The 24,771-nt window shown below is 64.9% G+C and carries 19 protein-coding genes; 6 read left to right on the forward strand and 13 right to left on the reverse strand.

The features are described 5' to 3' along the window. Window positions 1-145: 145 nt before the first annotated feature. From fic to GO606_RS17870, 6 genes are read left to right on the forward strand one after another with little or no spacing between them, the layout of a single operon-like run. Window positions 146-1,285 carry a protein adenylyltransferase Fic gene (fic, locus tag GO606_RS17845; RefSeq protein WP_281503929.1) on the forward strand — a complete coding sequence of 380 codons (1,140 nt, stop codon included), beginning with the start codon at window positions 146-148 and terminating at the stop codon, window positions 1,283-1,285. 21 nt (window positions 1,286-1,306) lie between these two features. Continuing rightward, window positions 1,307-4,552, forward strand: a complete 3,246-nt coding sequence (locus tag GO606_RS17850; RefSeq protein WP_169119507.1) for a site-specific DNA-methyltransferase — start codon at window positions 1,307-1,309, stop codon at window positions 4,550-4,552. 1 nt (window position 4,553) lies between these two features. Beyond that, the gene (locus GO606_RS17855; RefSeq protein ID WP_169119506.1) at window positions 4,554-5,660 is read left to right on the forward strand and encodes an AAA family ATPase; all 1,107 of its coding nucleotides are present in this window, start codon (window positions 4,554-4,556) and stop codon (window positions 5,658-5,660) included. Beyond that, window positions 5,657-6,265 (forward strand): DUF4276 family protein, encoded by a 609-nt coding sequence (locus tag GO606_RS17860; protein ID WP_169119505.1) that lies wholly within the window; start codon window positions 5,657-5,659, stop codon window positions 6,263-6,265. The genes GO606_RS17855 and GO606_RS17860 overlap by 4 nt, the downstream gene beginning before the upstream one ends. Then, window positions 6,262-9,540: a DEAD/DEAH box helicase family protein gene (locus GO606_RS17865; protein WP_169119504.1), complete on the forward strand. Its 3,279-nt coding sequence runs from the start codon at window positions 6,262-6,264 to the stop codon at window positions 9,538-9,540. The genes GO606_RS17860 and GO606_RS17865 overlap by 4 nt, the downstream gene beginning before the upstream one ends. 23 nt (window positions 9,541-9,563) lie before the next feature. After that, the gene (locus GO606_RS17870; RefSeq protein ID WP_169119503.1) at window positions 9,564-11,360 is read left to right on the forward strand and encodes a GmrSD restriction endonuclease domain-containing protein; all 1,797 of its coding nucleotides are present in this window, start codon (window positions 9,564-9,566) and stop codon (window positions 11,358-11,360) included. 19 nt (window positions 11,361-11,379) lie between these two features. Here the strand turns inward: GO606_RS17870 and motD are convergent, their stop codons facing one another. The 13 genes from motD to GO606_RS17935 form a co-directional block, all read right to left on the reverse strand. Then, window positions 11,380-12,225 (reverse strand): flagellar motor protein MotD, encoded by an 846-nt coding sequence (gene motD, locus GO606_RS17875; RefSeq protein WP_169119502.1) that lies wholly within the window; start codon window positions 12,223-12,225, stop codon window positions 11,380-11,382. A gap of 59 nt (window positions 12,226-12,284) precedes the next feature. After that, the gene (locus tag GO606_RS17880) at window positions 12,285-13,025 is read right to left on the reverse strand and encodes a flagellar motor protein (protein ID WP_169119501.1); all 741 of its coding nucleotides are present in this window, start codon (window positions 13,023-13,025) and stop codon (window positions 12,285-12,287) included. A 24-nt stretch (window positions 13,026-13,049) separates the two neighbouring features. After that, entirely contained in the window at window positions 13,050-13,817 is a 768-nt protein-coding gene (locus tag GO606_RS17885; protein ID WP_169119511.1) for an RNA polymerase sigma factor FliA, read from the reverse strand. Between the two features lie 116 nt (window positions 13,818-13,933). Continuing rightward, entirely contained in the window at window positions 13,934-14,740 is an 807-nt protein-coding gene (locus GO606_RS17890) for a MinD/ParA family ATP-binding protein (protein WP_169119500.1), read from the reverse strand. 1 nt (window position 14,741) lies between these two features. Next, on the reverse strand, window positions 14,742-15,878 hold the full coding sequence (gene flhF, locus GO606_RS17895) for a flagellar biosynthesis GTPase FlhF (RefSeq protein WP_246979725.1): 1,137 nt from the start codon (window positions 15,876-15,878) through the stop codon (window positions 14,742-14,744). A gap of 482 nt (window positions 15,879-16,360) precedes the next feature. Then, a complete protein-coding gene (gene flhA, locus GO606_RS17900) occupies window positions 16,361-18,463 on the reverse strand; it encodes a flagellar biosynthesis protein FlhA (RefSeq protein WP_169120284.1) in 2,103 nt (700 codons plus the stop codon). Window positions 18,464-18,495: 32 nt separating this feature from the next. After that, window positions 18,496-19,635: a flagellar biosynthesis protein FlhB gene (gene flhB / locus GO606_RS17905; protein WP_169120282.1), complete on the reverse strand. Its 1,140-nt coding sequence runs from the start codon at window positions 19,633-19,635 to the stop codon at window positions 18,496-18,498. Between the two features lie 166 nt (window positions 19,636-19,801). Further along, window positions 19,802-20,260 (reverse strand): DUF192 domain-containing protein, encoded by a 459-nt coding sequence (locus GO606_RS17910; protein WP_169120280.1) that lies wholly within the window; start codon window positions 20,258-20,260, stop codon window positions 19,802-19,804. 34 nt (window positions 20,261-20,294) lie between these two features. Further along, window positions 20,295-20,906 carry a pseudouridine synthase gene (locus tag GO606_RS17915; protein ID WP_169120278.1) on the reverse strand — a complete coding sequence of 204 codons (612 nt, stop codon included), beginning with the start codon at window positions 20,904-20,906 and terminating at the stop codon, window positions 20,295-20,297. 91 nt (window positions 20,907-20,997) lie between these two features. Beyond that, on the reverse strand, window positions 20,998-21,732 hold the full coding sequence (locus GO606_RS17920) for a TetR/AcrR family transcriptional regulator (RefSeq protein ID WP_169120276.1): 735 nt from the start codon (window positions 21,730-21,732) through the stop codon (window positions 20,998-21,000). Window positions 21,733-21,915: 183 nt separating this feature from the next. Continuing rightward, window positions 21,916-22,677 carry an enoyl-CoA hydratase/isomerase family protein gene (locus GO606_RS17925; RefSeq protein WP_011236223.1) on the reverse strand — a complete coding sequence of 254 codons (762 nt, stop codon included), beginning with the start codon at window positions 22,675-22,677 and terminating at the stop codon, window positions 21,916-21,918. 324 nt (window positions 22,678-23,001) lie between these two features. Next, complete coding sequence (locus tag GO606_RS17930) at window positions 23,002-23,820, reverse strand: enoyl-CoA hydratase family protein (protein WP_169120275.1); 819 nt, start codon at window positions 23,818-23,820, stop codon at window positions 23,002-23,004. Between the two features lie 54 nt (window positions 23,821-23,874). After that, window positions 23,875-24,621 carry an SDR family NAD(P)-dependent oxidoreductase gene (locus GO606_RS17935; protein WP_169120274.1) on the reverse strand — a complete coding sequence of 249 codons (747 nt, stop codon included), beginning with the start codon at window positions 24,619-24,621 and terminating at the stop codon, window positions 23,875-23,877. Window positions 24,622-24,771: the final 150 nt, after the last annotated feature.

Genomic DNA, 24,771 nt, shown 5'->3' on the forward strand with positions numbered 1-24,771 from the left:
CGTTTCGTTGACATGTCGCTGCCGACGACACATCCGAAGAACGTGTCGCTGAAACAAGAAAAAAGCGACACGTTCTGACCACCTGTTTACACTGACGACATAAACAGAAGCGTCCCACCGCGCACCTGTTCATGTGCACATACCAATGAATCAGAACGCTCACATGACCAATGCTGCCTTCGCGTGGCGGGCAGACACCCCGCACAACCAGCTTCCCCCGCTACCGCCGGCGATCGAACTGGAAACGCGAGCGGTGCTCAAGCGTTGCATTGATGCACGCACTGCCTTGGCCGAACTGAAGCAGGCGGCCGAGCTGATTCCCAACCAGACTGTGCTCATCAACACGATCCCGCTGCTTGAAGCCAAGGACAGCTCGGAGATCGAAAGCATCGTAACCACCACCGATCTGCTGTTCCGGCACGCCCAGGGGGCCGACAGTCAAGCGGACCCGGCTACGAAGGAAGCACTACGTTATCGCACCGCGCTCTACCAGGGTTTCCAGTCCCTGGAGCAGCGACCGCTTTGCACCGGCACTGCGGTAGAAATCTGCCGCACGCTCAAGGGCGTGGAGATGGACATTCGCCGCACTCCGGGCACTCAACTCGCCAATGACTGCACCGGTGAGGTGATTTATACGCCGCCGGAGGGAGAAGCGACGCTGCGCGATTTGCTCGCCAACTGGGAGCGTTTTCTGCACAACGAAACGGGACTGGACCCTCTTGTCCGCATGGCAGTTGGACATTACCAGTTCGAGGCCATCCACCCGTTCTCGGACGGCAATGGTCGCACCGGACGTGTGCTCAACATCCTCTACCTGATCCAGGAAGACCTGCTGACACTGCCCATCCTCTACCTCAGCCGCTACATCATTGCCCACAAGGCCGACTACTACCGCCTGCTGCTCGATGTGACCCGCGATCAGGCATGGGAGCCGTGGCTGCTCTACATGCTTACCGCGGTCGAAGAGACGGCCCGCTGGACGGGCGCGAAGATCGCTGCCATCCGCGCGCTCGCCGAACACACCACGGGCTTCGTGCGCGAGCGACTGCCCAAGACCTACTCCCGCGAACTGGTGGACGTGATCTTCGAGCAACCCTATTGCCGCATCGGCAACGTCGTCGACAAGCAGATCGCGCAGCGCCAGGCCGCATCACGCTACCTGAAGGAACTCGTCGCACTCGGCGTGCTGCGCGAAGCCCAGGTTGGCAAGGAAAAACTTTTCATCCATCCCAAGCTGATGCAGTTGCTCATCCGCGACAGCAACGACTTCAAGCCCTACGCCTGAAGCAACCCGGAACGCATGACCATGAGCAAGCACAAAGAACGATTCATCGAACTGCTGAACGAGCTCTTCCAGCTCAACCAGCCCGAGCTCGACTTCGGCCTCTACCGCATCCTTCACGCCCGCAGCGCGCAGATCAAGGCCTTCATCGACACCGAACTCGGTGCCGAAATCGACGCCCAGTTCGCCGGCGAATCGCAGGCCGGCGCGCACGACGCGCTGGAAGCCGCGCGCGTGCGCGTGGCCGAGACCCTCGGCGAAGACGTCTTCCTGCCCACCGGCCAGCTCAAGCCTGAATACCGCGTCACCAAGGTCGGCAAGGAATTCGAACTCGCGCAGCAACGCGCGCGCGAAGGCGGCGGCGTGCTGGCCGACGACGCGCAGGTGTACGAGCACCTCTACCGCTTCTTCAGCCGCTACTATGACAAGGGCGACTTCATGTCGAAGCGCTACTTCGTCGCCGAAAACGACAGCCGCGCCGCCCCCTACGCCATCCCCTACGACGGCCGCGAGGTGATGCTGCACTGGGCCAACAAGGACCAGTACTACATCAAGTCCAGCGAAACCCTCACGAATTTCAGCTTCGACCTCGCCGCGGCGCAGGCGCGGGTGCAGGGCGCGCAGGCCGGTTTCGACTTCGACACGCGCAGCGAAGCGCCCCTGAAGGTGCATTTCCGCCTCGCCGCTGCCACCGAAGGCGAACACAACAACGTCAAGGAAGGGCAGGAGCGCTTCTTCATCCTGCATGCCGCGGAACCGCTGCGCCTCGAAACCGGCGCCACCGGCCAGCCCGAACTGGTGATTCAGTTCGACTACCGCCCGGACCCGGAAAAGACCGGGCAGGCCGGCACCTGGCAGCAAAAGCGCCTCGCCGAAGCCGAACAGGCGGTGCGCGAACGGCTACCGGCCTTCGCGACCGAGCACCCGCAGGCGCGCGCCTTCGCGCAGCCCCTGTTCGCCCTGGCCCCCACGGAGAAGCAGCCCAACCGCACGCTGCTGGCCAAATACCTCGGCCAATTCACCGCGCGCAACACCATGGACTACTTCATCCACAAGAACCTGGGCGGCTTCCTGCGGCGCGAGCTGGATTTCTACATCAAGAACGAGATCATGCGCCTCGACGACATCGAGGCCGCCGACGCGCCGCGCGTCGAGGACTACCTGACGAAGCTGCGCGTGCTGCGCCGCATCGCCCGCCGCATCATCGACTTCCTCGCCCAGCTCGAGGACTTCCAGAAGAAACTGTGGCTGAAGAAGAAGTTCGTCGTCGACACCCAGTACTGCATTACGCTGGACCGCATTCCCGAATCCTTCTATCCCGAGATCGCCGCCAACGAGCGGCAGCGCGAGGAGTGGGTGAAGCTGTTCGCGATCGACGAGATCGAGGGGGATATGGCGCAGCCGGGGTACAGCGTGCCGCTGACGGTGGAGTTTCTGAAAGCGAACCCATATTTGCTTCTTGATACGTCCAATTTTTCACCAGCGCTCAAGGATACATTGCTAGCGACACTCCCCAGCCTGGACGAAGACTTTGATGGCGTCATCATTCACTCCGAGAACTTTCAAGCACTAAATATTTCGCGGAACAAGTTTGCAAGAGCAGCGAGCTGCGTATACATCGACCCACCGTACAATACCGGAAATGATGAATTTATATACAAGGACAGATATCAGGAATCGAGTTGGGCATCGATGATTTCAGACAGGATCGACGCATCGCTTGACCTGCTTTCAAATAAGTCAGCTCTTCTGATATCCCTTGACGACAAGGAATCAGGCGTACTCAGAGAGGCTCTCAGAACAAAACCTCTTAATCGCCATGGAGAATTTGTATGGAGAACACGAAACACTGACAACCGAGTCACTTCAAATTTCTCCTTGGACCACGAGTCAATTCACGTATTTACAACACCAAATGGAGGCCTACCTGGAAGAACGATTGACAGAAGCAATTTCAAGAATCCAGATAATGACCCAAGAGGTCCATATACAACGGATCCGCTCACCGGCAAAGCTAACGCTGTCAATAGACCAAACCTTCATTACACGGTAACAAATCCAAACACCGGGGATATTTATCCTCCAGAACCTGATTTTGGGTGGATTACTGACCGAGCGGGCTTCGACGAACTCATAAAAAATAATTTAGTTTATTGGCCAGCAAATCCACTAACAGGAAAACCGCGAAAAAAGCGTTTTCTTAAAGACACGCCCCCCAAGGTACCGATTTCAAGCTTCGCATTGTCAATTAAACAAGGCGAAGGAAACCAAGGCTTATCGGACATAATAGGATTCAAGGCACTCAATTTCCCGAAACCTGTCTCAATCATGGAAACCATAATTGATGCCAGCACCAAGGAAAGAGACCTGGTAGTTGACTATTTCGCCGGATCTGGGACAACTGGCCACGCAGTAATTAACATGAATCGGAGGACGGCAGATAAGAGGCGCTATCTTCTTATCGAGGGAGGCACCCACTTTAGCCCGATACTGCTCCAGCGGATCAAGAAGGCGGTCTTCGCAAGCGAATGGATGAATGGAAAGCCGGTTTCGCGCGACGGTATCAGCCACTGCTTCAAATACCTTCGCCTCGAATCCTTCGAAGACACGCTGAACAACCTGCAACTGCCCGAGCAGCCGCCGCTCGACCTCGGTTCGCCCGAAACCCGCGACATGGCGCGCGACTATCTGCTGAAGTACTGGCTGGACTTCGAGACCGCCGGCAGCCCCAGCCTGCTCAACGTGCGCGAGTTCGCCGACCCCACGGCCTACCGGCTCAAGGTGAAGCAGCCCGGCAGCGAGGCGCAGGTGGAGCGCACCGTCGACCTCGTGGAGACCTTCAACTGGCTGATCGGCCTGCACGTGGCGCAGCTCGACCGCCCGCGCCGCTACGCCATCGAGATGATGCGCGAACCCGACCCCGAGCTGCCGAAGGACCAGCACATGCGCTGGCGCGCGACCGCGATCAAGGAGCGCGAGGACGGCGAATTCTGGTTCCGCTGCGTCGAAGGCCATGTGCTGGCCGTGCCCGGCGACGAGCTGTCGCGCGAGCGCGTGCTGGTGATCTGGCGCAAGCTCAGCGGCGACGCCGGCCGCGACCAGGCCGCGCTGGAAGCGTGGCTCGGCAAGCGCGGTATCAACCCGCGCGACAGCGAGTTCGACTGGATCTACGTGAACGGCAGCCACGCGCTCCCCAGCGACGGCACCGCCGCGACACGCGTGCGCCTGATCGAGGACACTTTCGCGCAGCGCATGTGGGAGGACGCCTGACATGGACCAGCCGCCTAGCCTGCAGCGCGTGGCCCTGCGGGGGTTCCGCTCGATCCGCGAGATGGATCTCGAACTCGGGCCGCTGAATGTGCTGATCGGCGCCAACGGCGCCGGCAAGTCGAATTTCATCAGCTTTTTCAGGTTCATGAACAAGCTGCAGGACAAGGATCTGCAGTTCTATGCCCAGCAGCAGGGGGGGGCGGACCGGATTCTGCATTTCGGCCGCAAGACGACCGATACGCTGGAAATTGAACTCCGCTTTTCCCTCAACGGTTACGCGGCCGTCCTGGCGCCCACGCCCGATAACCGTCTGGTATTCAGGGACGAGTTCCATGCGCCGCCCGGCCTGAAGCCGCCGGCAAAGGGCGGCAACGGCGCCTACCGCAAGCGCCGGACGCGCCTCGGGCGCACCGGCGCGGAAGAATCGGCCCTCCCCAAGCCGGACATCACGACGGAACGCGGGCGCCTCGCCGCCTTTCTTGCGGACTGGAAGACCTACCATTTCCACGACACCAGCGACACCGCCAAAGTGAAGGGCACTTGCAGCGTGCACGACACGACACGCCTGCGATCCCAGGGCGAAAACCTCGCCGCCTTCCTTTACGGCATCCGCAACACCGACGCCTACGCACGCATCGTCCGGACCGTCCAGCGCGTGGCGCCGTTCTTTCACGACTTCGTTCTCGACCCGGATGGCAGCGACTGGATCCGCCTGCGCTGGAAGCACAAGGGCAGCGACGACTACTTCGACGCGTCGATGCTCTCGGATGGCACGCTGCGCTTCATCTGCCTCGCCACGCTGCTGCTGCAACCGCGCCTCCCGACCATCATCCTGCTCGACGAGCCGGAGCTGGGCCTGCATCCCTACGCCCTGCAGTTGCTGGGCGCCATGATGCGCATGGCCAGCACGCGGACCCAGATCGTCGCGACGACCCAGTCGGTAACGCTGGCCAACGAATTCGGCTGGCAGGACATCGTGGTCGTCGACCAGATCGACAACGCATCGCGTTTCCGGCGCCTTGAGGAACAGGCGGTCGGGCACTGGCTGGAGGATTACCGCGTCGGCGAGATCTGGGAGATGAACCTTCTCGGGGGCAACCCCGCATGATCCGTCTCGGCATCAGCGTCGAAGGGGCGACCGAGCGCGAATTCATCCTGCAGGTGCTGGCCCCGCACCTGGCTCGTTACGGCGTGTTCGCAAGCCCGGTGGACATGCGCGGCAACGTCAGCCGCGACCGCATTCGCGGCGCACTGCCGCACCTGATCGCCAGTTTCGACCACGTCAGCACCCTGTACGACTATTACCGCTTCAAGCAGCGGGAAACGCTCTCGGTCGACGCGTTGCAGACGGCCATGCTCGAACTGGTCGCCCCCGCGCAGCGCCGGCATTTCACGCCCTATATCCAGCTCCACGAGTTCGAGGCCTTGCTGTTCGCAGTCCCCGAACTGACCGTGCAGACACTGGGCGGAACCGAAAGGCAACTGCACGCCCTGCGGGCCGCCGTTGACGCTTGCGGCTCGCCGGAAGCGGTCAATGACAGGCCCGAAACCAGCCCGTCCCACCGGCTGCTTGCCCTGTTCGGCAGGGATTACGAAAAGCCGTTCCACGGGCCGGAAGTTTTGCGCATCGCCGGCTTGCCCGCCATCCGCGCTCGATGCCCGCGCTTCGACGCCTGGGTGACCCGACTCGAAAACCTGGGAGGCCGGGCATGAGCCGCGCCCCACGCCGCACCAAGTCCCAGCCGCCGCTCGTCGCCAGCCACTTCCAGGACGCGCTGGTGCTGAACCAGTACCTGCTCAGTCTGTTCGGCATCGACCCGCTGGCGCCGCACCGCGACGGCGGCCGCCCGGTGCGCCCGCTGGAACTGATCGCCAAGACGCTGCGCGATGCCGAGCCGGGCATCGGCCCCGACGGCAGGCACCGCTTCCTCGGCGAGCTGATCTCGCATCTGCCACGGAACTCGACCCTGACGCCGGCGGAGCTGGCGCGCTTCGACGCCAACCTCGTCGCGCACACGCAGGCGATCAACGCCCGGCGCCGGCACAAGGGCGACATCGCGTGGAAATACTTCCAGTGGCTGACGCTGCTGTTCGTGGAGATCTACCTCGACCGCTACTTCAACGACCGCCAGGGGCTGTGCGCGGCGCTCAACGACTTCGTCGAACGCTTCAACAGCCACCACCTCGGGCAGGGGCGCGAAACGGGCCTGACGCCGTATGCCGTCGAGGACCTGAACAAGCTGTGCCTGCAGAACGCCACCGGCAGCGGCAAGACGCTGCTGATGCACGTGAATCTGCGCCAGTTCGCCCATCACGCGCGTGCCACCGGCCAGGCCGACAGCTACAGCCGGGTGATCGTGCTGTCGCCGAACGAGCGCCTGACCGCGCAGCATGAACGCGAGCTGCGCGACAACGGCTTCTACCCGGAGGCGCTGCGCCAGGAGAGCGACCTGGTGTCGCGCGGCCAGAGTGCGCTCGACATTCCGCTGCTGACCGAGATCACCAAGCTCGCCGACGAACAGAAGGTGAAGCAGATGGCCGTCGACAGCTTCGGCGATGCCAACCTGCTGCTGGTCGACGAAGGCCACCGCGGCATGAGCGGCAGCGACTGGAAGGGCAAGCGCGACAAGCTGGCCGCGAAGGGCTTCACCTTCGAGTATTCCGCCACCTTCAAGCAGGCGGTGCGGGCCGCCAACGACCGCGTGCTGGCGGAGAACTATGCCAAGGCGGTGCTGTTCGATTACAGCTACCGATACTTCTACGCCGACGGCTACGGCAAGGACTACCGCATCTTCAACCTGCCGGCCGACGAGCTGGCGTACAAGGACACCTACCTGACCGCGGCGCTGCTGGCGTTCTACCAGCAGTTGCGGATGTTCGCCGAAGCGGGCAGCCGCTATGCCGGCTACAACCTGGAAAAGCCGCTGTGGGTGTTCGTCGGCGCCAGCGTGACCGGGCGCAAGGTGGACGAGGAAAGCGTGTCGCCGTCGGACGTGGCGCAGATCCTCGATTTCCTCGCGCGCTTCCTCGCCCGGCGCGAGGCGTTCACCGGCCTCGTCCGCAGCGTGCTCACCGGCAACAGCCAGCAGACCGGCCTGCTCGATGCACAGGGGCGCGACATCTTCGTGCAGTCCTTCCCGTATCTGAAGGGGCTGAAACAGGATGCGGCGCAGATCTACGCGGATATCTGCGTGCGCCTGTTCCATGCACCGGGCGGCGGCCATCTCGTCGTCGAACGCGTCAAGGGCGACAGCGGCGAGCTGTTGCTGAAGGTGGGCGAGTCCGACACGCCCTTCGGGGTCATCAACGTCGGCGACGCGGCGGCGCTCGCCAAGCATGTGCAGGAGGAACTGGAGCACAAACGGTCCCTCGCCGAGGTGCGCCCGAGCGAGTTCGGCGAACCGGTTTTCGGCGATGTCCATAAACCGACCTCGCCGATCCACCTGCTCGTCGGTTCGAAGAAGTTCATCGAAGGTTGGGATTGCTGGCGCGTGTCCAGCCTCGGGCTGATGCGCATGGGCCAGAGCGAGGGCGCCCAGATCATCCAGCTGTTCGGGCGCGGCGTGCGTCTCAAGGGCAAGGACATGAGCCTGATGCGCACCAGCCGCTATCAGCCGGTGAACCCGCCGCGGGATATCCACTTTCTGGAAACGCTGAACGTGTTCGGCGTGCAGGCCGACTTCATGGCGACCTTCCGTGATTTTCTTGAAAGTGAAGGCTTGCCGCCGAACGATGTGCCCCACGTCGAGGAGATCACGCTCAACGTCACCCACGATTTCGGCCTGAAGCTGAAGATCCTGCGGGCGAAGTTCCGCAAGGACACGCAGGAGCAGTACGACTTCCGCAAGCATGGTCCGGTAGTCGAATTCGGCCTCGCGGCACTGCCGCCGAGCCTGACGATAGGAGGGGTGCCGCTGGTGGTGGATCGCTTCCCGCGTTTGCAGGTGATCCAGGCTGCGGAGATTACCGGGGAGGCTGTGGACGCCCCGGTGTCGGGACCTCGCCATTTCGACGCCTTGCGCCTCGCGATGCTGGACTGGGACAAGCTGTGGATCGATCTGGAGCGTTTCCGCCGCCAAAGACACTTGGAGAACGCCATCGTGCCCCGCGATGCGCTCCGCCCTCTGCTGGAAAAGCCGGACTGGTACTGCCTCCTGGTGCCCACGCAGTGGTGGGCGCCGTCGATGGGGAACGTTCGGCACTGGCAGTCGATTGCCGTTGAACTGCTGAGCGCCGCCCTCGAGCGCAGCTTCAATTACCAGAAGCGCAAGTATCTTGACCCGCGCATGGAGTTGGTACCGCTGACCTGCGACCATGAGAACCTGCCCGCGGACGGCACAGACTATCAGCTCATCGTCGAGGCAAACGAGCAGTACCTGATCGACGACATCAAGGCGCTGAAGGAAGAGCTCGCGCAAGTAGGCTGGCGCGACCACGGCCACGTCCAGGGCGTGCGGTTGGCGATGCACCTGTATGAGCCGCTGCTATCGAGCGAGAAAGTGAAGATCCAGCCGGTCGGCCTAAACAAGTCCGAGTTCCGCTTCGTCGAAGACCTCCGGCTTTGGCTGCAGACCAACGCGGCGGACGTAGAGACGCGCGGGGAGCGCCTCTTCCTGTTGCGAAACCTCGCCAAGCAAGGCGTGGGCTTCTTCGAGGCCGGAAACTTCTACCCGGACTTTATCCTGTGGTGCCTGAAAGCCGACGGCAGCCAGCGAATTTGCTTCATCGACCCTCATGGGCTGGAGCATGAAGGACCGGGCAGCGACAAGATTCAGCTCGCCGAGAACATCAAGGATCTTGAAGCGCGCCTGAACGATAAGACTGTCACGCTCGAATCCATCATCTTGTCGCCTAATACCAACCGCATGCGCATCGAGCATCTGTGGACACAAAAAGGCCTTCCTCGGCCCGACCTCGACGCGCTTCACGTGTACTTCATCGGGGAAGGCGACTACCTAGCCAAAGTCATGAAGGTAGTTATCGAGTAGCCCCTGTTCGCAATCATTACCTCATGAAAACGCAAAAATACGCCGTCAATCAGTACCTTATTGAAAGCATGCTCGCCAAAGTGAAAGAAGGCGAGATTGCCATCCCGGAAATCCAGCGCCCCTTCGTCTGGGACGGCACCCAAGTGCGGGATCTTCTGGACTCGCTGTACCAGGGCTTCCCCGTCGGATATCTGATCGCTTGGCGGAATCCGGATGTGAAGCTGAAGGACGGCTCGACCGCATCCGGGAAGATGATCCTGATCGATGGCCAGCAGCGGGTAACTGCGCTGACTGCCGCGGTGCTCGGTGAGCAGGTGGTGAACAAGGACTACAAGAAGACGCGTATCACCATCGCCTTTCATCCGGTCAACGAACGTTTCGAGGTATGCAACACAGCGATTCGCAAAGACAGCGCGTGGATTCCTGACGTTGCGCCGGTGGTCAACGGTGACATCAAGCTGACAAAGGCAATCAAGCATTACCTGGAAGCAAACCCGGCCGCTGACGAGGACGCAGTGGAGGAGGCACTCTCGGCGCTGACCGACATCGGCAAGAAGCAGATCGGTCTGATCGAGTTATCGCACGACCTGGATATCGAGACGGTGACGGAGATCTTCATCCGTATCAATTCGAAGGGTACCGTGCTCTCCCAGGCGGATTTCGTGATGTCCAAAATCGCGGCCGACCAGCTCTATGGCGGTCCGTTGCTACGCAAGTGCATCGACTATTTCTGCCACCTGGCCGTTGCCCCCGAATTCTACGGGCAGATCAAGGAAAACGACCCGGCGTTCGCCTCATCGGATTACTTCCAGAAGATGGCGTGGCTGCGCAACATCAATGACGACCTGTATGACCCGGCCTATACCGATATGCTTCGTGTTGCTTTCGCCACCGAATTCGGCCGCGGCAAGCTGGCGGACCTGGTGAGCCTGCTGTCCGGCCGGAACTTCGGCACAAAGCAGTACGAAGAGACGATTGCCGAGGAAAGTTTCGGGAAGTTGGCGACCGGTGTTCGAGCGTTCATCAATGAAACGCACTTCCAGCGGTTCGTCATGATCATCAAGTCGGCCGGCTTCGTCTCCGCTGAGATGGTGCGATCCCAGAACGTGCTGAACTTCGGCTACGCGCTGTATCTGCGGCTCCGGGCTGCGGGAGTGAATGAATCGCTTATCGAAACCTATGTGCGACGTTGGCTCGTCCTGTCGATCCTCACTGGCCGGTTTTCCGGTTCAGCCGAAACGCAGTTTGAAGCGGATATCCGCCTGACTTACGAGCCGGATTTCGGGGCGGTACTGTCCTGGCTTGAGCAGGCCGAGTTGTCCGATGCCTTCTGGAACTTTGGCCTGGTGCAGGCACTGGAGGTATCCGCCACCAGTCACCCGCTGTTCTGGGTCTTCGTTGCCTCGCAAGTGAAGGCCAATGACAAGGGGTTCCTCGCCAAGGACGTCACCGTGCGTGACCTGGTTAGTCACTTGGGAGATATCCATCACATTTTCCCGCGCGAGTACCTGAAAAAAGCCGGCATGGCTCGCAACCAGTACAACCAGATCGCCAACTACGTCTATGCCCAGGACTCGATAAACATCAAGATCGGCAGCAAGGCACCCGCGGACTATTTCGAAACCGTTTGTGGTCAATGCGAAGGCGGTTCGCTGAAGTACGGAGCCATCGACAACGTCGATGAACTCAAGGCGAATCTTGCTGTGAATTGCATCCCCGCCAGCGTAGCCACCATGCGCGATTCCGACTACGAAGCCTTTCTGCGGCAGCGTCGCCTGCTTATGGCAGCGAAGATCCGGGACTACTACTTTTCATTGTGAGCCGACGCCTGCCGGCTCCTCACGGGACCTGCACCTCCGACGGCCCCACTCCCTCCGGCATGATCGACCGTATCGGATCGCCGGCCCGGATTCGTCCGGGGCTGCGCGGCACGGGATCGCCGAGCATCGACTCGATCAGGATCGTGACCCGCCGGTTGCGCGCGCGGCCTTCTTCGTTCGTATTGTCGGTGAGCGGCCGCTGGTCGGCGTAGCCGGCGGCGGTGAGGCGGTCGCCGCGCACACCGGCGTCGATGAACAGGCGCACGACCGACGACGCGCGCACTGACGACAGCTCCCAGTTCGACGGGAAGCGTCCGGTGCCAATCGGCACGCTGTCGGTGTGGCCCTGGACGGTGATCGGGAAATCCGCGCCGGCGAGCACCTGCGCGACGGCTTGCAGCACCGCGACCGCCGGCGCGCCGAGCGTCGCGTCACCGGGCGCGAACAGCACGCTGGCGTTGATCTCGACGGTGATTCCATGCACGCCTTCGGCAACGCTGACCTGTCCGCCTGCGGTGAGCGGCTGGAGCACGCGGCGTATTTCGTCCGCCATGCTGTTGATGCGCTTCATTTCGGCTTCGCGCCGGGCCTCGGCTGCCGGCTCGCGGACGGGGCGCACCACCGGCGGCGACGGCGCCGCGGGGATCGACGCAGCGATGATCCGCCCGCCGGCCGGGCTGATTGCGCCGCTGCGAAAAGCGCTGACGAGGGAATCGGACAGGACCCGATACTTGCCCTCGTTGACCGATGACAGCGAATACATGACGACGAAGAATGCGAACAGCAGCGTGATGAAGTCCGCGTAGGAGACGAGCCAGCGCTCGTGATTCTCGTAGTCTTCGTCAGGGGGGCGGCGACGCGACATGGGCGAGGCTTGCGGCTAGGGCCGAGCGGCGCGCGGCAGGAGGAATCCCATCACCGGCTTCAGCTCACATAGCCCTGCATGCGGCTCTCGATGATGCGCGGGTTGTCGCCGCTGGCGATGCCGACGAGTCCGTCCACCAGCATCTCGCGCTGCGAGACGCCGCTCGCAACATGCGCCAGCAGCTTCTTCGAGATCGGCAGGAAAATCAGGTTCGCGAAGCCGACGCCGTAGATTGTCGCGACGAACGCGACTGCGATGCCCGAGCCGAGCCGCGACGGATCGGAGAGGTTTTCCATCACGTGGATCAGGCCCATGACTGCGCCGAGAATGCCGATCGTCGGCGCGTAGCCCCCGGCCGATTCCCAGATCTTCGCGCCGAGCCGCATCTGCGCGCTCCACGCATCGATTTCGACTTCGAGCACGTCGCGCAGGTGCTGTGGCTCGACGCCATCGATGAGCAGTTGCAGCCCCTTGCGCACGAACGGATCGGGCAGCGTGTCGAGGCGCTCTTCCAGCGCGAGCAGGCCTTCCTTGCGCGCGATGTGGCTCCAGTCGGTGGTCTGCGCGATGAGGTCGGTGTGGTTCGAGGACGGCGGCACGAACACCCATTTCGCCATCCGCATGCCATTGCGGAATACCGGCAGCGGGCTCTGCAGCATCACCGCGCCGAGCGTGCCGCCGACGACGATCAGGAACGCGGTCGGCTGCACCAGCGAGGAAATATGGCCGCCCTCGAGCACCTGTCCCGACAGGATCGCGGCGATTCCGAGCGTGATGCCGATGAGACTGGTCTTGTCCATGCCGGAGAGTCGGTGGAAGCCCGTTCAGGCCGCGGCCGGAGGGGTCTTTCGCGGTCGGCCGCGGCGCGCGCCGCCGGCCTCGCCAGCACCGAGGATGCGCGCCCGCAGCCGCGCGACGGCCTGGCTGTGCAGCTGGCACACGCGCGACTCGGACACGCCGAACACCTCGCCGATCTCGCGCAGGTTGAGCTCCTCGTCGTAATACAGCGCCATCATCAGCTTTTCGCGCTCGGGCAGGTCCTCGATCGCCTGCACCAGCGCGCTGCGCATGTCGGACGCTTCGAGCAGGTCGAGCGGATTCGATGCGTGCTCGCCGAGGTGACGCTCGAAGTAGTCCTCGCCTTCGTCGCCGGCGAAATCCTCGAAGTGCACCAGCTGGTAGCCGCGCGCGTCCTGCAGCATGCGCTGGTATTCGGCGAGCGGCATTTCGAGCGACTCGGCGAGCTCGACTTCGGTCGGCTGGCGGCCGTGGTGTTGCTCGAGGCTGTGGATCGCGCCTTCGATGCGCCGCATGTCGCGCCGGATGCTGCGCGGCAGCCAGTCGTTGTCGCGCAGCCCGTCGAGCATCGCCCCGCGCACGCGCTGCACCGCGTAGGTCTCGAACTGCGCGCCGAGGCCATCCTCGTAGCGGTTGATCGCGTCGAGCAGCCCGATCATGCCGTTCTGGATGACGTCGTCGATATGCACGCTCGCCGGCAGCTTCGCCATCAGGTGGTAAGCGAGGCGCTTGACCAGCGGAGCATAAGTCTCCACCAGCTGGCTCTTGTCGAGATTTCCTTCGGGGTCGTACATCCACTTCGCCTGTATTTTCCGGGCTCCCGGCCGCGGCGCCGGGGTTTCCTGCTTTTCGTCGGCCTGCCATGGTCCGGCGGCGGGTTGCGCCTTGCCGCGCGGATAAGTCAGTCCGATCATGGTCGCCGGTCCGCCTGCGCCGTCGCGCCCGGCCGGCGTGCGGACAGCGCGAGGCGGCGCAGGAACGCGGCCTCGCCCCCGGACGCGCACGCGCGCTGCGCGTCGGCCGTCAAGCCCGCGGCGATGTCGTCGCGCTCGACCTCGCCGAGCCACGCCAGCGGCACGCCGACGTGGCGCCGCACCAGGGCGTTCAGACTCGCGAAGAACGCGCTCGCGTCGTCGCGATGACGCGCACGCGAGACGGCCACATGCAGCGCCCCGGCTCCGGCGGCGGCGAGATGCTTGATCGTGCGGTATGCCTCGGTCGCGCCGCTGTGGCTTGCTTCGGCGACGACGAGCCGGCGTGGCGCGGCGAAGACGAACGGCGACGGATCGCCTGCCGATGCGCAGCTCGCGTGAATCAGCACGAAGCCGGCGTGGCGATGCAGGCTGTGCAGCGCGCCGACAAGACACTGGCGGCGCTCCTCGTCGAGCAACGGCAGTGCGAGCGCCGCGGCCGACACCGGGACGCGGCCCAACAGCCCCGCCACCGGCTGCAGCAGCTCGCGCGCGCCGATGCGCCCGCCAAGCACACCCAGCAGGTCGGGGCCGTCGGCCAGCCCGAGCGGGGCGGCGAGCGATTCGTGCCCGGCAGCCTCGTCGAGCAGCAGCACCCGGCTGCTCCGACCCGCAACGCGATGGGCGACGTGGATCGCCGCCGCGGCGCGATGCGCCCCGGTCGCATACAGCGCGACCACGGTCGGCGGCGCCCGCCGGAAAAGCCGGCGCAGTCCGGCCGCCTGGTCCTCGCGCGTGTCGATCATGTCACGCCCCCCGGCCCGATGCGGCGAGCATCAGCGCCGCCTCGTCGCCCTCCAGCTTCCATGGCGAACCGGCCGCCTGCTCGCGCAGCGCGCGATGCAGCAGGTAGGCGCGATTGGGCAGGTGGAGGTCCTCCGGCACGCGCTGGCCGTTGGCGACGTAAAAAACGTCCAGCTCGTTGCTGACCGCGACATCGATCGCCGAAGCGAGCGATGCTGCCTCATCGACTTTCGTCAGCACGCAGCCGGCGAGATCCGGGCCGCGATAGGCGCGCACGACATCGGCGAGCGTGTCGCCGCGGCACGTCGCGTTCAGCAGCAGCAGCCGGCGCACGTTGCCGGCGCCCATCAGCATCGCCGCCTGTTCGGCGACCATGCGGTCGCGCTGGCTCATGCCCATGGTGTCGATCAGCACCATGTGCTTGCCGCGCAGTTCGGCAAGCGTCTGGCGCAGGTCGGCGGCGTCGCGCACCGAGAACACCGGCACGCCGAGAATCCGCCCGTAGATGCGCAGCTGCTCCTGTGCGCCGATGCGGTAACCGTCGGTCGTGATCAGCGCGAGCTTTTCGGCGCCATGGCGGACGACACAGCGCGCGGCGAGCTTTGCGGTCGTCGTCGTCTTGCCCACACCGGTCGGCCCGACCAGCGCGTAGACGCCGCCCCGGTCGATGATGTCGGCATCCGACGACTTGACGCGCAGTTCGCGGCCCAACGCATTCCTGACCGCAACCCGTGCGTTCTCGGCGCTGGCGTCGTCGGCGACGACGCCGGCAAGCCGACGCGCCAGAGGGCCGGAAAAACCGGCTTCGAGCAGTTCGCCGACGATGTCGGCACGCGCCGGCGCGTTGCGCCGCGCTTCGCCCCATGCGAAGCCGGAGAGTTGGCGCTCGATCAGTTCGCGGATGCCGGCCAGCTCGTCCATCAGACGCACATTCGCCTGCTGCAGGTCGCGGAGGCGCCCGTCGTCGGCGGGCGATGGGGCGCAATGCGCGGCGCCCGGAGCCGCCGCGACGGGATGGGCTTCCACTGCGGCGCGAGCCGGCGGCAGTTCGGCAGGCACGGCGTACGCAGGGGACTCGGGCGCGTACCAGTCGTCGCCGAGCAGATCCGCGCCGCGCGGCATTGCCGGCGTGCGCGTCATGTAGTCCGGCGTTTCGACTCGCGGCGGCTGGAACGGCCTGACGACCGGCGCCGGGGCCTTGCGCGCCGGGGTGGGTTCGCGGGCGCTGGACGCTGGCCGGACAGGCTGACGTGAAAATCGTCGTCGATATCGGGCAGCGAAGCCGGGAACGGAGCCCGGGCGGGAGCGGCCGCGACCGGAGCGGCGGGGGCCGGGGCGCCGGACGTGTCGCACTCTGCAGTGCACCGACCGCGTCGGCCGGCAGCGCGAGGATCTCGACGCCGCCTTCGACCGGACGGTTCGCCAGCACGATCGCGTCGGCGCCGAGTTCGGCCTTGAGTGCACGCAGTGCCTCGCGGGCGGTCTGGGCGAAATAGCGCTTCACGTTCATTTGAGTGTCCCCCGGCTACGCACTCGGCGCAGGATGGTTCCGATTATCGTCGGCGCCGCGGATCCCGATAGGGTGGAATAAAAGCGGTTTCCCCCGCCTATTCGGGTGTGCTTCAGCGCGCCGCGCCGCCGACCATCGCGGTGACGCGAATCGTGCGCGTTTCGGGCACCTCGGAATTCGCGATGACCTTGAGCGAAGGCACCGCGCGCCGCAGAAAGCGCGACAGCAGCCAGCGCAGTTGCGGCGGCACCAGCAGCACCGGCGGCAGGCCGATGTCCTCCTGGCGTTGCGCGACTTCCACGGCGTGGCGCAACAGGCCGTCGGCCAGGCTCGGCTCGATGACGCCGCCCTCGCCGCCTGCCGCGCTGACCGCCTGGCCGAGGATGCGCTCGAGCGACGGATCGAGCGCCATCACCTGGATCTCGGCGTTGCCGGGGAACAGGCTCTGCAGGATCGAGCGGCCGAGGCCCTGTCGCACGCGCGACGTGAGCTCCAGCGGGTCCTGCGTGCGCGGCGCGTTCTCGGCGAGGATCTCGATGATCGTGCGCATGTCGCGGATATTGACCCCCTCTTCGAGGAGATTCTGCAGCACCCGCTGCACCGTCGACACCGACAGCAGCGCCGGCACGAGGTCCTCGACGAGCTTCGGCGCGTTCTTGCCGATGTGGTCGAGCAGCGCCTGCGTTTCCTGGCGGCCGAGCAGTTCGGCGGCGTGACTGAGGATCAGGTGGTTCAGGTGGGTCGCGACGACCGTGCTCGCGTCGACGACCGTGTAGCCGAGCGCGTGCGCCTGTTCGCGCTGGCCGGCGTCGATCCAGAACGCGGGCAGATCGAACGCCGGGTCACGCGTCTCGCGCCCGGCGAGCGGCCCGGTGACGCGGCCCGGGTTGATCGCGAGGAACTGGCCAGGATAGGCCTCGCCGTTGCCGATCTCGACGCCCTTCAACGCGATGCGGTACGCGTTCGGCTTGAGTTCGAGGTTGTCGCGGATATGCACCGGCGCGGACAGGAAGCCGACGTCCTGGGCAAACTTCTTGCGCAGGCCGCGGATGCGCTTCAGCAGTTCGCCGTCCTGCCACTTGTCGACCATCGGGATCAGGCGGTAGCCGACTTCGAGACCCAGCACGTCCACCGGGGCGACGTCGTTCCAGCTTGCCTCGAGGTTCTCGGCCGGCGGTTCGAGGGCGACTGCTTCAGGCGGCGTGCGTGCGCCCTCGGCCGCGTCGCGCCGCGCGTCGCCCATGCGGCGCCACGCGAGCCAGCCCAGCAGGCCGGCGATCAGGATGAATACGAGGTTCGGCATCCCCGGAATCAGGCCGAGCACGCCGATGATGCCGGCAGTCAGCATCAGCACCTGCGGGTTCGAGAACACCTGCGCGATGACGAGGTTGCCGATGTCGGACTCATCGCCGACCCGCGACACGACCATGCCGGCCGCGACCGAGATGATCAGCGCCGGGATCTGCGCGACGAGACCGTCGCCGATCGTCAGCAGCGTGTAGGTCTCGATCGCGACGCCGGCGTCCATGTCGTGCTGCACGATGCCGACCATCAGCCCGCCGAGGATGTTGATCAGCAGGATCAGGATGCCGGCGACGGCATCGCCGCGCACGAACTTCGACGCACCGTCCATCGCGCCGTAGAACTCGGATTCCTGCGCGACCTCCTTGCGCCGGCGCTTCGCCTCGGCCTCGTCGACGAGGCCGGCGTTGAGGTCGGCGTCGATCGCCATCTGCTTGCCGGGCATCGCATCGAGCGTGAAGCGCGCGCTCACTTCCGCGATCCGCCCGGCGCCCTTCGTGACGACGACGAAGTTGATCAGCACGAGGATCACGAACACGACGAGACCGATCGCGGTGTTGCCGCCGACGAGGAAATGGCCGAAGGCCTCGATGACCTTGCCCGCGGCATCCGGACCGGTGTGGCCTTCGAGCAGCACGATGCGCGTCGAGGCGACGTTCAGCGCGAGGCGCAAGAGTGTGGTCACCAGCAGCACGGTCGGGAACACCGAGAACTCCAGCGGCTTCTTCGTGTACATCGCCACCAGCATCACCATCACCGAGATCGCGATATTGAACGTGAAGAACACGTCGAGCGCGAACGCCGGCAGCGGCAGCACCATCATCGACAGCACCATGATGATGAAGACCGGCGCGCCGAGCATCCGCAGGTTCGCCGGCGTCATCAGCGCGCGCAGGTTCAGGGCTTCGAACATTGCCTACCTCAAGAGAGTCGGGGAGCGGCGCATCAGGCCGGTGCGCCCGGGTCCATGTCTTCGGGCACCGGCAGCTTGCCCGGCACAGCGGGCGGCAGGCCGCCGCCGGCCATCCAGCGGTTGAGCTGGTACACGTAGGCCATGACTTCGGCCACCGCGGTGTAGAGCGCGCCCGGCACCGCCTGCTCGAGTTCGCAGTGCTTGTACAGCGCGCGCGCGAGCGGCGGCGCCTCGAGCAGCGGCACCTTGTGCTCCTTCGCGAGCTCGCGGATCTTCAGCGCGATCTCGCCACGCCCTTTCGCGACGACGACCGGCGCGCCCATCTTCTGCGCGTCGTATTTCAGCGCGACCGAGAAATGCGTCGGGTTCGTCACGACGACGTCGGCCTTCGGCACTTCGGCCATCATCCGCCGGCGCGCCATCTCGCGCTGCATGCTCCGGATGCGGCCCTTGACGTGGGGGTCGCCTTCCTGCTCCTTGCCCTCGCGCTTGACCTCTTCCTTCGTCATGCGCAGGCGCTTGTGGTATTGCCACAGCTGGAACGGCACGTCGATCAGCGCCAGCAGCGCGAGTCCCATGATGATCAGCAGCGCAGAAAACAGCACCGCCTGCAGAAAATCCGGCACCGCGCTCTCCACCGCCTCGGAGGTCAGCGCGAAGATGTGCTCGTGCTCGCGCCACACCGCGAAAACACCGATGCCGCCGACGACCGCCGCCTTGAGCAGCGACTTCAGCATTTCGGCGAACCCGTGCAGCGAAAACATCCGGCCGATGCCCTTGAGCGGATCCATGCGGTCGAGCTTGAGCCCGAGCGCCTTCGGCGAGAACACGAAACCGCCGAGCAGGATCGGCGCGCCGACCGCGGCCACCATCAGCACGCCGAACAGCGGCAGCATCGTCAGCAAGGCTTGCGTGAACAGGTCGCCGAAGTCCTTCAGCATCAGCTGCGGGTCGAAGGCGACCGCGCGCTCGAAGCGGAAGCCGTGGCGCAGCATGCCGAGCACGCGCTCGCCGATCCAGTCGCCCATCAGCCACAGGCCGCTGACGCCGGTGATCAGGACGAGGAAGGTCGACAGCTCGCGCGACTGCGGAACCTGCCCTTCCTCACGGGCCTGTTCCAGCCGCCGTGCCGATGCCTGTTCCGTTTTCTCGAGATCGCTGTCCTCGGCCATCGCCGGCTCCTTGCCTGCACCGCGCCGCAAGCCGCCCGCGCGATGCGGGCGGACGACGAGCTGCGGCAATTATCGCGGCGGGGCGGCAGCTGGCGGTGGCCGATAAGCGACGGGAAAAGCCCTTAATTCAGGAGTCGGAAGGCGAAACGGGGACGGCTCGCGCCGCTCAGCGCGCCGTGGGGAGCCGGTCGACGCCGCGGATCTGGGCGCCGGCGGCGATATTGCGTTCCGCAAACCAGTCCCGGTTCATTTCCAGCGCGAAGCGTGCCGGGCCGGTAGCACAGTGGCTGTCCTCGCTTTGCGGCTGCATCTGCTCGATGTTGAGGATGCGTCCGTCGCGGTCGAGAAACGCGACCGACAGCGGGATCAGCGTGTTCTTCATCCACATGCAGTGGCGGGCGTCGTGCGCGAAGACGAAGATCATGCCGCGGTGCACCGGCATCGCAGGCCTGTTCATCAGGCCGATCTGGCGGGCCTCGTCAGTGTGCGCGAGCTCCGCCTCGATGCGGTACATCCCCGCCCCCAGTTCGACGAGCGGCAAGCCGGCCTGCACGACCGGAACCTGGAGCAGACAGCTGGCGAGAAACAGCGCGGCGTGACGGACGGAACGACGTTGCAGGAACATGGCAGCAGCCTGGGTGCGATTTCGACGCGGAATTCTACCCTCGACCGCCCCTGCGCCGTCCGTCCACGCCCGCGAATGGCTTCGCAACGGACATTGCCGGGCTTTCCACCTGCTCGCTGTGCCACTGGCCGGGAGCGAGCCCGGCCAGCGACCAGTCGCCGATCGCCAGCCGGATCAGCCGCAGCGTCGGAAAACCGGCTTTCGCTGTCATCCGCCGTACCTGGCGGTTCTTCCCCTCGTGCAGGACGATCTCGAGCCACGAGGTCGGCACGTTCTTGCGGAACCTCACCGGCGGATCGCGCGGCCACAGCCAGTCCGGCTCGTCGACGCGGCGTGCGCGGCACGGACGGGTGACGAAGTCCCCCAGATCGAGCCCAGCCCGCAGCGCGGCCAGCGCCGCGTCGTCGGGCTCGCCCTCGACCTGCACCAGGTAGGTTTTCGGCAGCTTGTGGCGCGGGTCGGCGATGCGGTGCTGCAGTGCGCCGTCGTCGGTGAGCAGCAACAGGCCCTCGCTGTCGGTGTCGAGCCGCCCGGCGGGATAGACGCCGGGCACGGGGACGAAGTCCTTGAGCGTGACGTGCGCGCCGTCGCCGGAAAACTGGCAGATCACGCCGTACGGCTTGTTGAGGAGGATCAGGCGGGACATGGGATCGCCGCCTCCGCCGGCCGCTCCCGGCGCGTCGCGCATCGCCTCGGCAGCCACGGCCGGGCAGCGGCCCCGGCGTGCGCCACCTCGTTCAGTCGCTGGACGATTTGGCGCCAGCCGTGGTCGTGGCCGCTGCATCGGGGGCGGGATGTTCGCCCGCCGCCTCCGCCGCGCTCTGCCGGATTCGCGCCAGCGCCGTCTTGCCCTTGGTCGTGAGGAAAGGTTCGACCAGCAGCTGGATGCCTTCGTCGACGTATTCGGCGAGCGTGTACCGTTCGCGGAACGCCCAGTACTTCAGTGCCCATGAATGCGCGAACGTGACACATTGATAAGAAAGCAGATGTTCGTTGATCGGGCGCATGAAGCCGCCCGTGGTGCACGCGCGGATCGACTTCTCGATCAGGCGGTTGGTGCGGGTTTCGCCATCCTTGACGAGGCCCCGCCGATCGGGACGCAACGACTTCGTCGAGCGGTAGGCGAGCACCGTCGCGTCGCGCTGCGCGTCGACGATCGCGCAATACGCCCAGATCGCCCGGCACAGGCGCTCGACCGGGTGTGTCAGGCCTTCGAGCTGGCGCGGAATCTCGTTCTCGTAAGTGTCGAGCACGTGCTTCAGCGTCAGGAACAGGATGTCGTCCTTGTCGCCGAAATACTGGTAGATCAGCCCGGTGCTCACCTTGGCCTCGCGGGCGATCTGCAGAATGGTCGTCGTATAGTAGCCTTCTTCGGAAAAAAGCTTCGTCGCCGCACGGATGATCTGGTGACGGCGCTCCTCGACCAGTTTCGGGTCGGAAACCACGCTCTTGACGTTTTCTGCTGAACTCATGATCGTTCCTCGGGGATGTTCTGTTGCTGCCGCCGGCCGGCGCCGGAATCGCGTCGGACGTCGTATTGTGCCATCACTGCGTGCGTGTTTCCGCGCCCGCGGTCATGAGGGCCCGCCTCGACAGCGCTGGCGGAACCGCCTCGCGCAGCGCTCCCGGCAGCGGCGCCGCCACACATGGCACTTTTACTGCCGCTGCTTGTCGAGGAATCGCTGCACGCGCCGCTGCGTCTCGGCGTCGGCGAGCAGCGCCGCGCTGCCGGAGAGTTCCACTTCGAATCCATTTTCCTCGGCGGCGACCGCGACATCGATGCAGCGCTTGCATTCGGCAAGCGCCGTACCCGGCAGCGCCGCAATGCGTTCGACCACGGCCCGCGCGACCGATTCCAGCTCGGCAGCCGGCGCGACCCAGTGCGCACAGCCGAGTGCGACCGCTTCCGCGCCGCCGATCACTTCGGCGCCGAGGATCAGCCGCCTTGCGACCGCTTCGCCGCAGATGCGCGTCATGCGCTGTGTGCCGCCCGCCGCCGGCAGAAGCCCGAGCCGCGCTTCGGGCAGGCCGATCCTGGCGGAGTCGGCGACGACGCGCAGATCGCACGCGAGCGCGAGTTCGAAGCCCCCGCCCATCGCCGCCCCGCCAATCTCGACGACCGACACCTGCGGGAGACGTTCGAGGCGCGCATACACTTCCTGCATCCGGCGGGTCATCGCGATCATCTGCCTGCGCCCGGTCTCGCTGTCGAACAACGAGCGGATCAGCTCCAGATCCGCACCGGCGCAAAACACCCGCTCGCCGCTGCGGATCCACAGCACGTTGACGCGCGGCGTGCGTTCGATCTCGGCGAGGATGCGGTCGAGCTGCTCGATCCATTCCTCGTTGATCGCATTGACCGGGGACCGGCACAGTGTCACGGTCGCGACCGAAGCTTCAATAGTTAGCGAAATCATAAATCCCTCCCGATGGAACCCGATTCCCGGCCTGCGACGCCGCCACGGCGCCCACTGAAGGGGGAATCGGCACGGCGCGGTCAAGAATAAAAGGGAGGCATCGCCGGCGTTTGCGGACGTCGGAGGAGATGAGCAGCGTGGTATCACGCAAGCCGTTCGATGCGATGCCCCCGAAAACGGGTCGCCAGGAACCACGCTCCGGCGAAGACCTGCAGCGGCGCCAGGGACGACACCTGCGGGCGCCGGCTCCCATGGCCGCCCGGCCATGTCTTCCCCTCCCCGCCCCGACGCCGTGCCGACACCGGGGCGCTGCCGTTTCCGGGCTCAGTTGCCTTCGAACTTCGGCACCTGCTTGTTCACGAACGCGTTATAGGCACGTTCGAAGTCCTTCGTCTGCATGCAGATCGCCTGGGCTTCGGCCTCAGTCTCGAGCGCCTGCTCGATCGTCTGGTTCCATTCCTGGTGCAGGCACTTCTTCGTCATCGAATGCGCGAACGCCGGTCCGTTGGCGAGCGACAGCGCCATCTCCTGCGCCTTCGCCAGCACCTTCTCGCCCGGGACGATGTCGTTGAAGTAACCCCAGGCACGGCCTTCCTCGGCGCTCATCGAGCGGCCGGTGTAGAGCAGCTCGGACGCGCGGCCCTGGCCGATGATGCGCGGCAGGATGCTGCAAGCGCCCATGTCGCAGCCGGCCAAGCCCACCCGCACGAACAGGAAGGCGGTCTTCGCTTCCGGCGTCGCGTAGCGCATGTCGGAAGCCATCGAGATGATCGCGCCGGCGCCGGCGCAGATGCCGTCGACTGCCGAGATGATCGGCTGCGGGCAGTTGCGCATTTCCTTGACGAGGTTGCCCGTCATGCGGGTGAAGGCGAGCAGGCCGTCCATGTTCATGCGGGTGAGCGGGCCGATGATGTCGTGCACATCGCCGCCCGAGCAGAAGTTGCCACCCGCGCCCGTGATCACCACGACGCGCACGTCCTCCGCGTACTGCAGCTTGATGAAGGTGTCGCGCAGTTCGGCGTAGCTCTCGAACGTCAGCGGGTTCTTGCGCTCGGGACGGTTCAGCGTGATCGTCGCGACGCGATCGACCACGTCGAGTTTGAAATGCTCGGGACGCCACTCGGCAGCTTTCAGCTTGTACATGAAATTCTCCTGATGATTGACTGGGGGAAATAGTTGGAATTGGCAGGGAACCGCTCAGCCCGCGAGCGTCAGACCGCCGCTCACGCTGATGACCTGGCCGGTGATGAAACTCGCCCGGTCGCTGGCGAAGAACAGCACCGCATCGGCGAGCTCGGACGGCTTGGCGAGGCGCCGCATCGGTGTCGCCTTGACGAAGGCTTCGCGATGCTTCTCCGGCACCGCCTGCAACAGCGGCGTGTCGGTCGGTCCCGGGCACACGCAATTGACGTTGATGTTGTAGCGCGCGACTTCGCGGGCGAGCGACTTGGTGAACGCGATCGCACCGCCCTTCGCCCCGGAATACACGGTTTCACCGAGGCTGCCGACGCGCCCCGCGTCGCTCGCGACGGTGACGATCTTGCCCGCGCCGCGCTCGATCATCTGCGGCAGGAACGCGTGCGAAACCGCGACCGGCCCGAGCAGGTTGAGGTCGATGACCTTGCGCCAGAAGTCCGGCGTGTTGTCCATGAACGGCTGGATCTTGCCCCACCCTGCAACGTTTGCGACGATGTCGATCTGGGGGCGGCGGCGGTACGCCTCGTCCTTGAACGCGGCGATCGAATCGAGATCGGTGACGTCGAGGCGGATGAAGTCCACGCCCAGTTGCTGTTCGCACAGCGCGCCGGCGACGGCGGCACCCTTCTGCTCGTCGATGTCGCCGATCAGTACATAAGCCCCGGCGCGCGCGAGCGTTTCCGCGGTCGCCAGGCCGATCCCCGATGCTCCGCCCGTGACTACTGCCGTTTTTCCGTCAAGCCGCATTTTGTTCTCGCCTCCTGATTCACAAAGTTTTTGCCTGGTCGGGTGTCCGGATACCGGCCTTGCCGCTCACGAACCCCTGTTGCTCACACGCCGCGCCGGGTCTTGCACGGAAGCGCAGCTGGTGTATGAATGATTGTTCAGTCAGTCAAT

This window comes from Aromatoleum anaerobium, assembly GCF_012910705.2.
In the GTDB taxonomy this organism is placed as follows: Bacteria; Pseudomonadota; Gammaproteobacteria; order Burkholderiales; family Rhodocyclaceae; genus Aromatoleum; species Aromatoleum anaerobium.

Bases quoted from the DNA above. Each gene is read 5' to 3' on its own strand.
- GO606_RS17880 (WP_169119501.1), bottom strand. From the start codon at position 13,025: ATGGACAAGACCAGTCTCATCGGCATCACGCTCGGAATCGCCGCGATC.
- GO606_RS17860 (WP_169119505.1), top strand. From the start codon at position 5,657: ATGATCCGTCTCGGCATCAGCGTCGAAGGGGCGACCGAGCGCGAATTC.
- GO606_RS17890 (WP_169119500.1), bottom strand. From the start codon at position 14,740: ATGATCGACACGCGCGAGGACCAGGCGGCCGGACTGCGCCGGCTTTTC.
- motD (WP_169119502.1), bottom strand. From the start codon at position 12,225: ATGTCGCGTCGCCGCCCCCCTGACGAAGACTACGAGAATCACGAGCGC.
- GO606_RS17885 (WP_169119511.1), bottom strand. From the start codon at position 13,817: ATGTACGACCCCGAAGGAAATCTCGACAAGAGCCAGCTGGTGGAGACT.
- GO606_RS17920 (WP_169120276.1), bottom strand. From the start codon at position 21,732: ATGAGTTCAGCAGAAAACGTCAAGAGCGTGGTTTCCGACCCGAAACTG.
- GO606_RS17925 (WP_011236223.1), bottom strand. From the start codon at position 22,677: ATGATTTCGCTAACTATTGAAGCTTCGGTCGCGACCGTGACACTGTGC.
- GO606_RS17930 (WP_169120275.1), bottom strand. From the start codon at position 23,820: ATGTACAAGCTGAAAGCTGCCGAGTGGCGTCCCGAGCATTTCAAACTC.
- GO606_RS17870 (WP_169119503.1), top strand. From the start codon at position 9,564: ATGAAAACGCAAAAATACGCCGTCAATCAGTACCTTATTGAAAGCATG.
- flhA (WP_169120284.1), bottom strand. From the start codon at position 18,463: ATGTTCGAAGCCCTGAACCTGCGCGCGCTGATGACGCCGGCGAACCTG.
- GO606_RS17935 (WP_169120274.1), bottom strand. From the start codon at position 24,621: ATGCGGCTTGACGGAAAAACGGCAGTAGTCACGGGCGGAGCATCGGGG.
- GO606_RS17915 (WP_169120278.1), bottom strand. From the start codon at position 20,906: ATGTCCCGCCTGATCCTCCTCAACAAGCCGTACGGCGTGATCTGCCAG.
- GO606_RS17850 (WP_169119507.1), top strand. From the start codon at position 1,307: ATGAGCAAGCACAAAGAACGATTCATCGAACTGCTGAACGAGCTCTTC.
- GO606_RS17855 (WP_169119506.1), top strand. From the start codon at position 4,554: ATGGACCAGCCGCCTAGCCTGCAGCGCGTGGCCCTGCGGGGGTTCCGC.
- fic (WP_281503929.1), top strand. From the start codon at position 146: ATGAATCAGAACGCTCACATGACCAATGCTGCCTTCGCGTGGCGGGCA.
- flhF (WP_246979725.1), bottom strand. From the start codon at position 15,878: ATGACGCGCACGCCGGCAATGCCGCGCGGCGCGGATCTGCTCGGCGAC.
- GO606_RS17865 (WP_169119504.1), top strand. From the start codon at position 6,262: ATGAGCCGCGCCCCACGCCGCACCAAGTCCCAGCCGCCGCTCGTCGCC.
- flhB (WP_169120282.1), bottom strand. From the start codon at position 19,635: ATGGCCGAGGACAGCGATCTCGAGAAAACGGAACAGGCATCGGCACGG.
- GO606_RS17910 (WP_169120280.1), bottom strand. From the start codon at position 20,260: ATGTTCCTGCAACGTCGTTCCGTCCGTCACGCCGCGCTGTTTCTCGCC.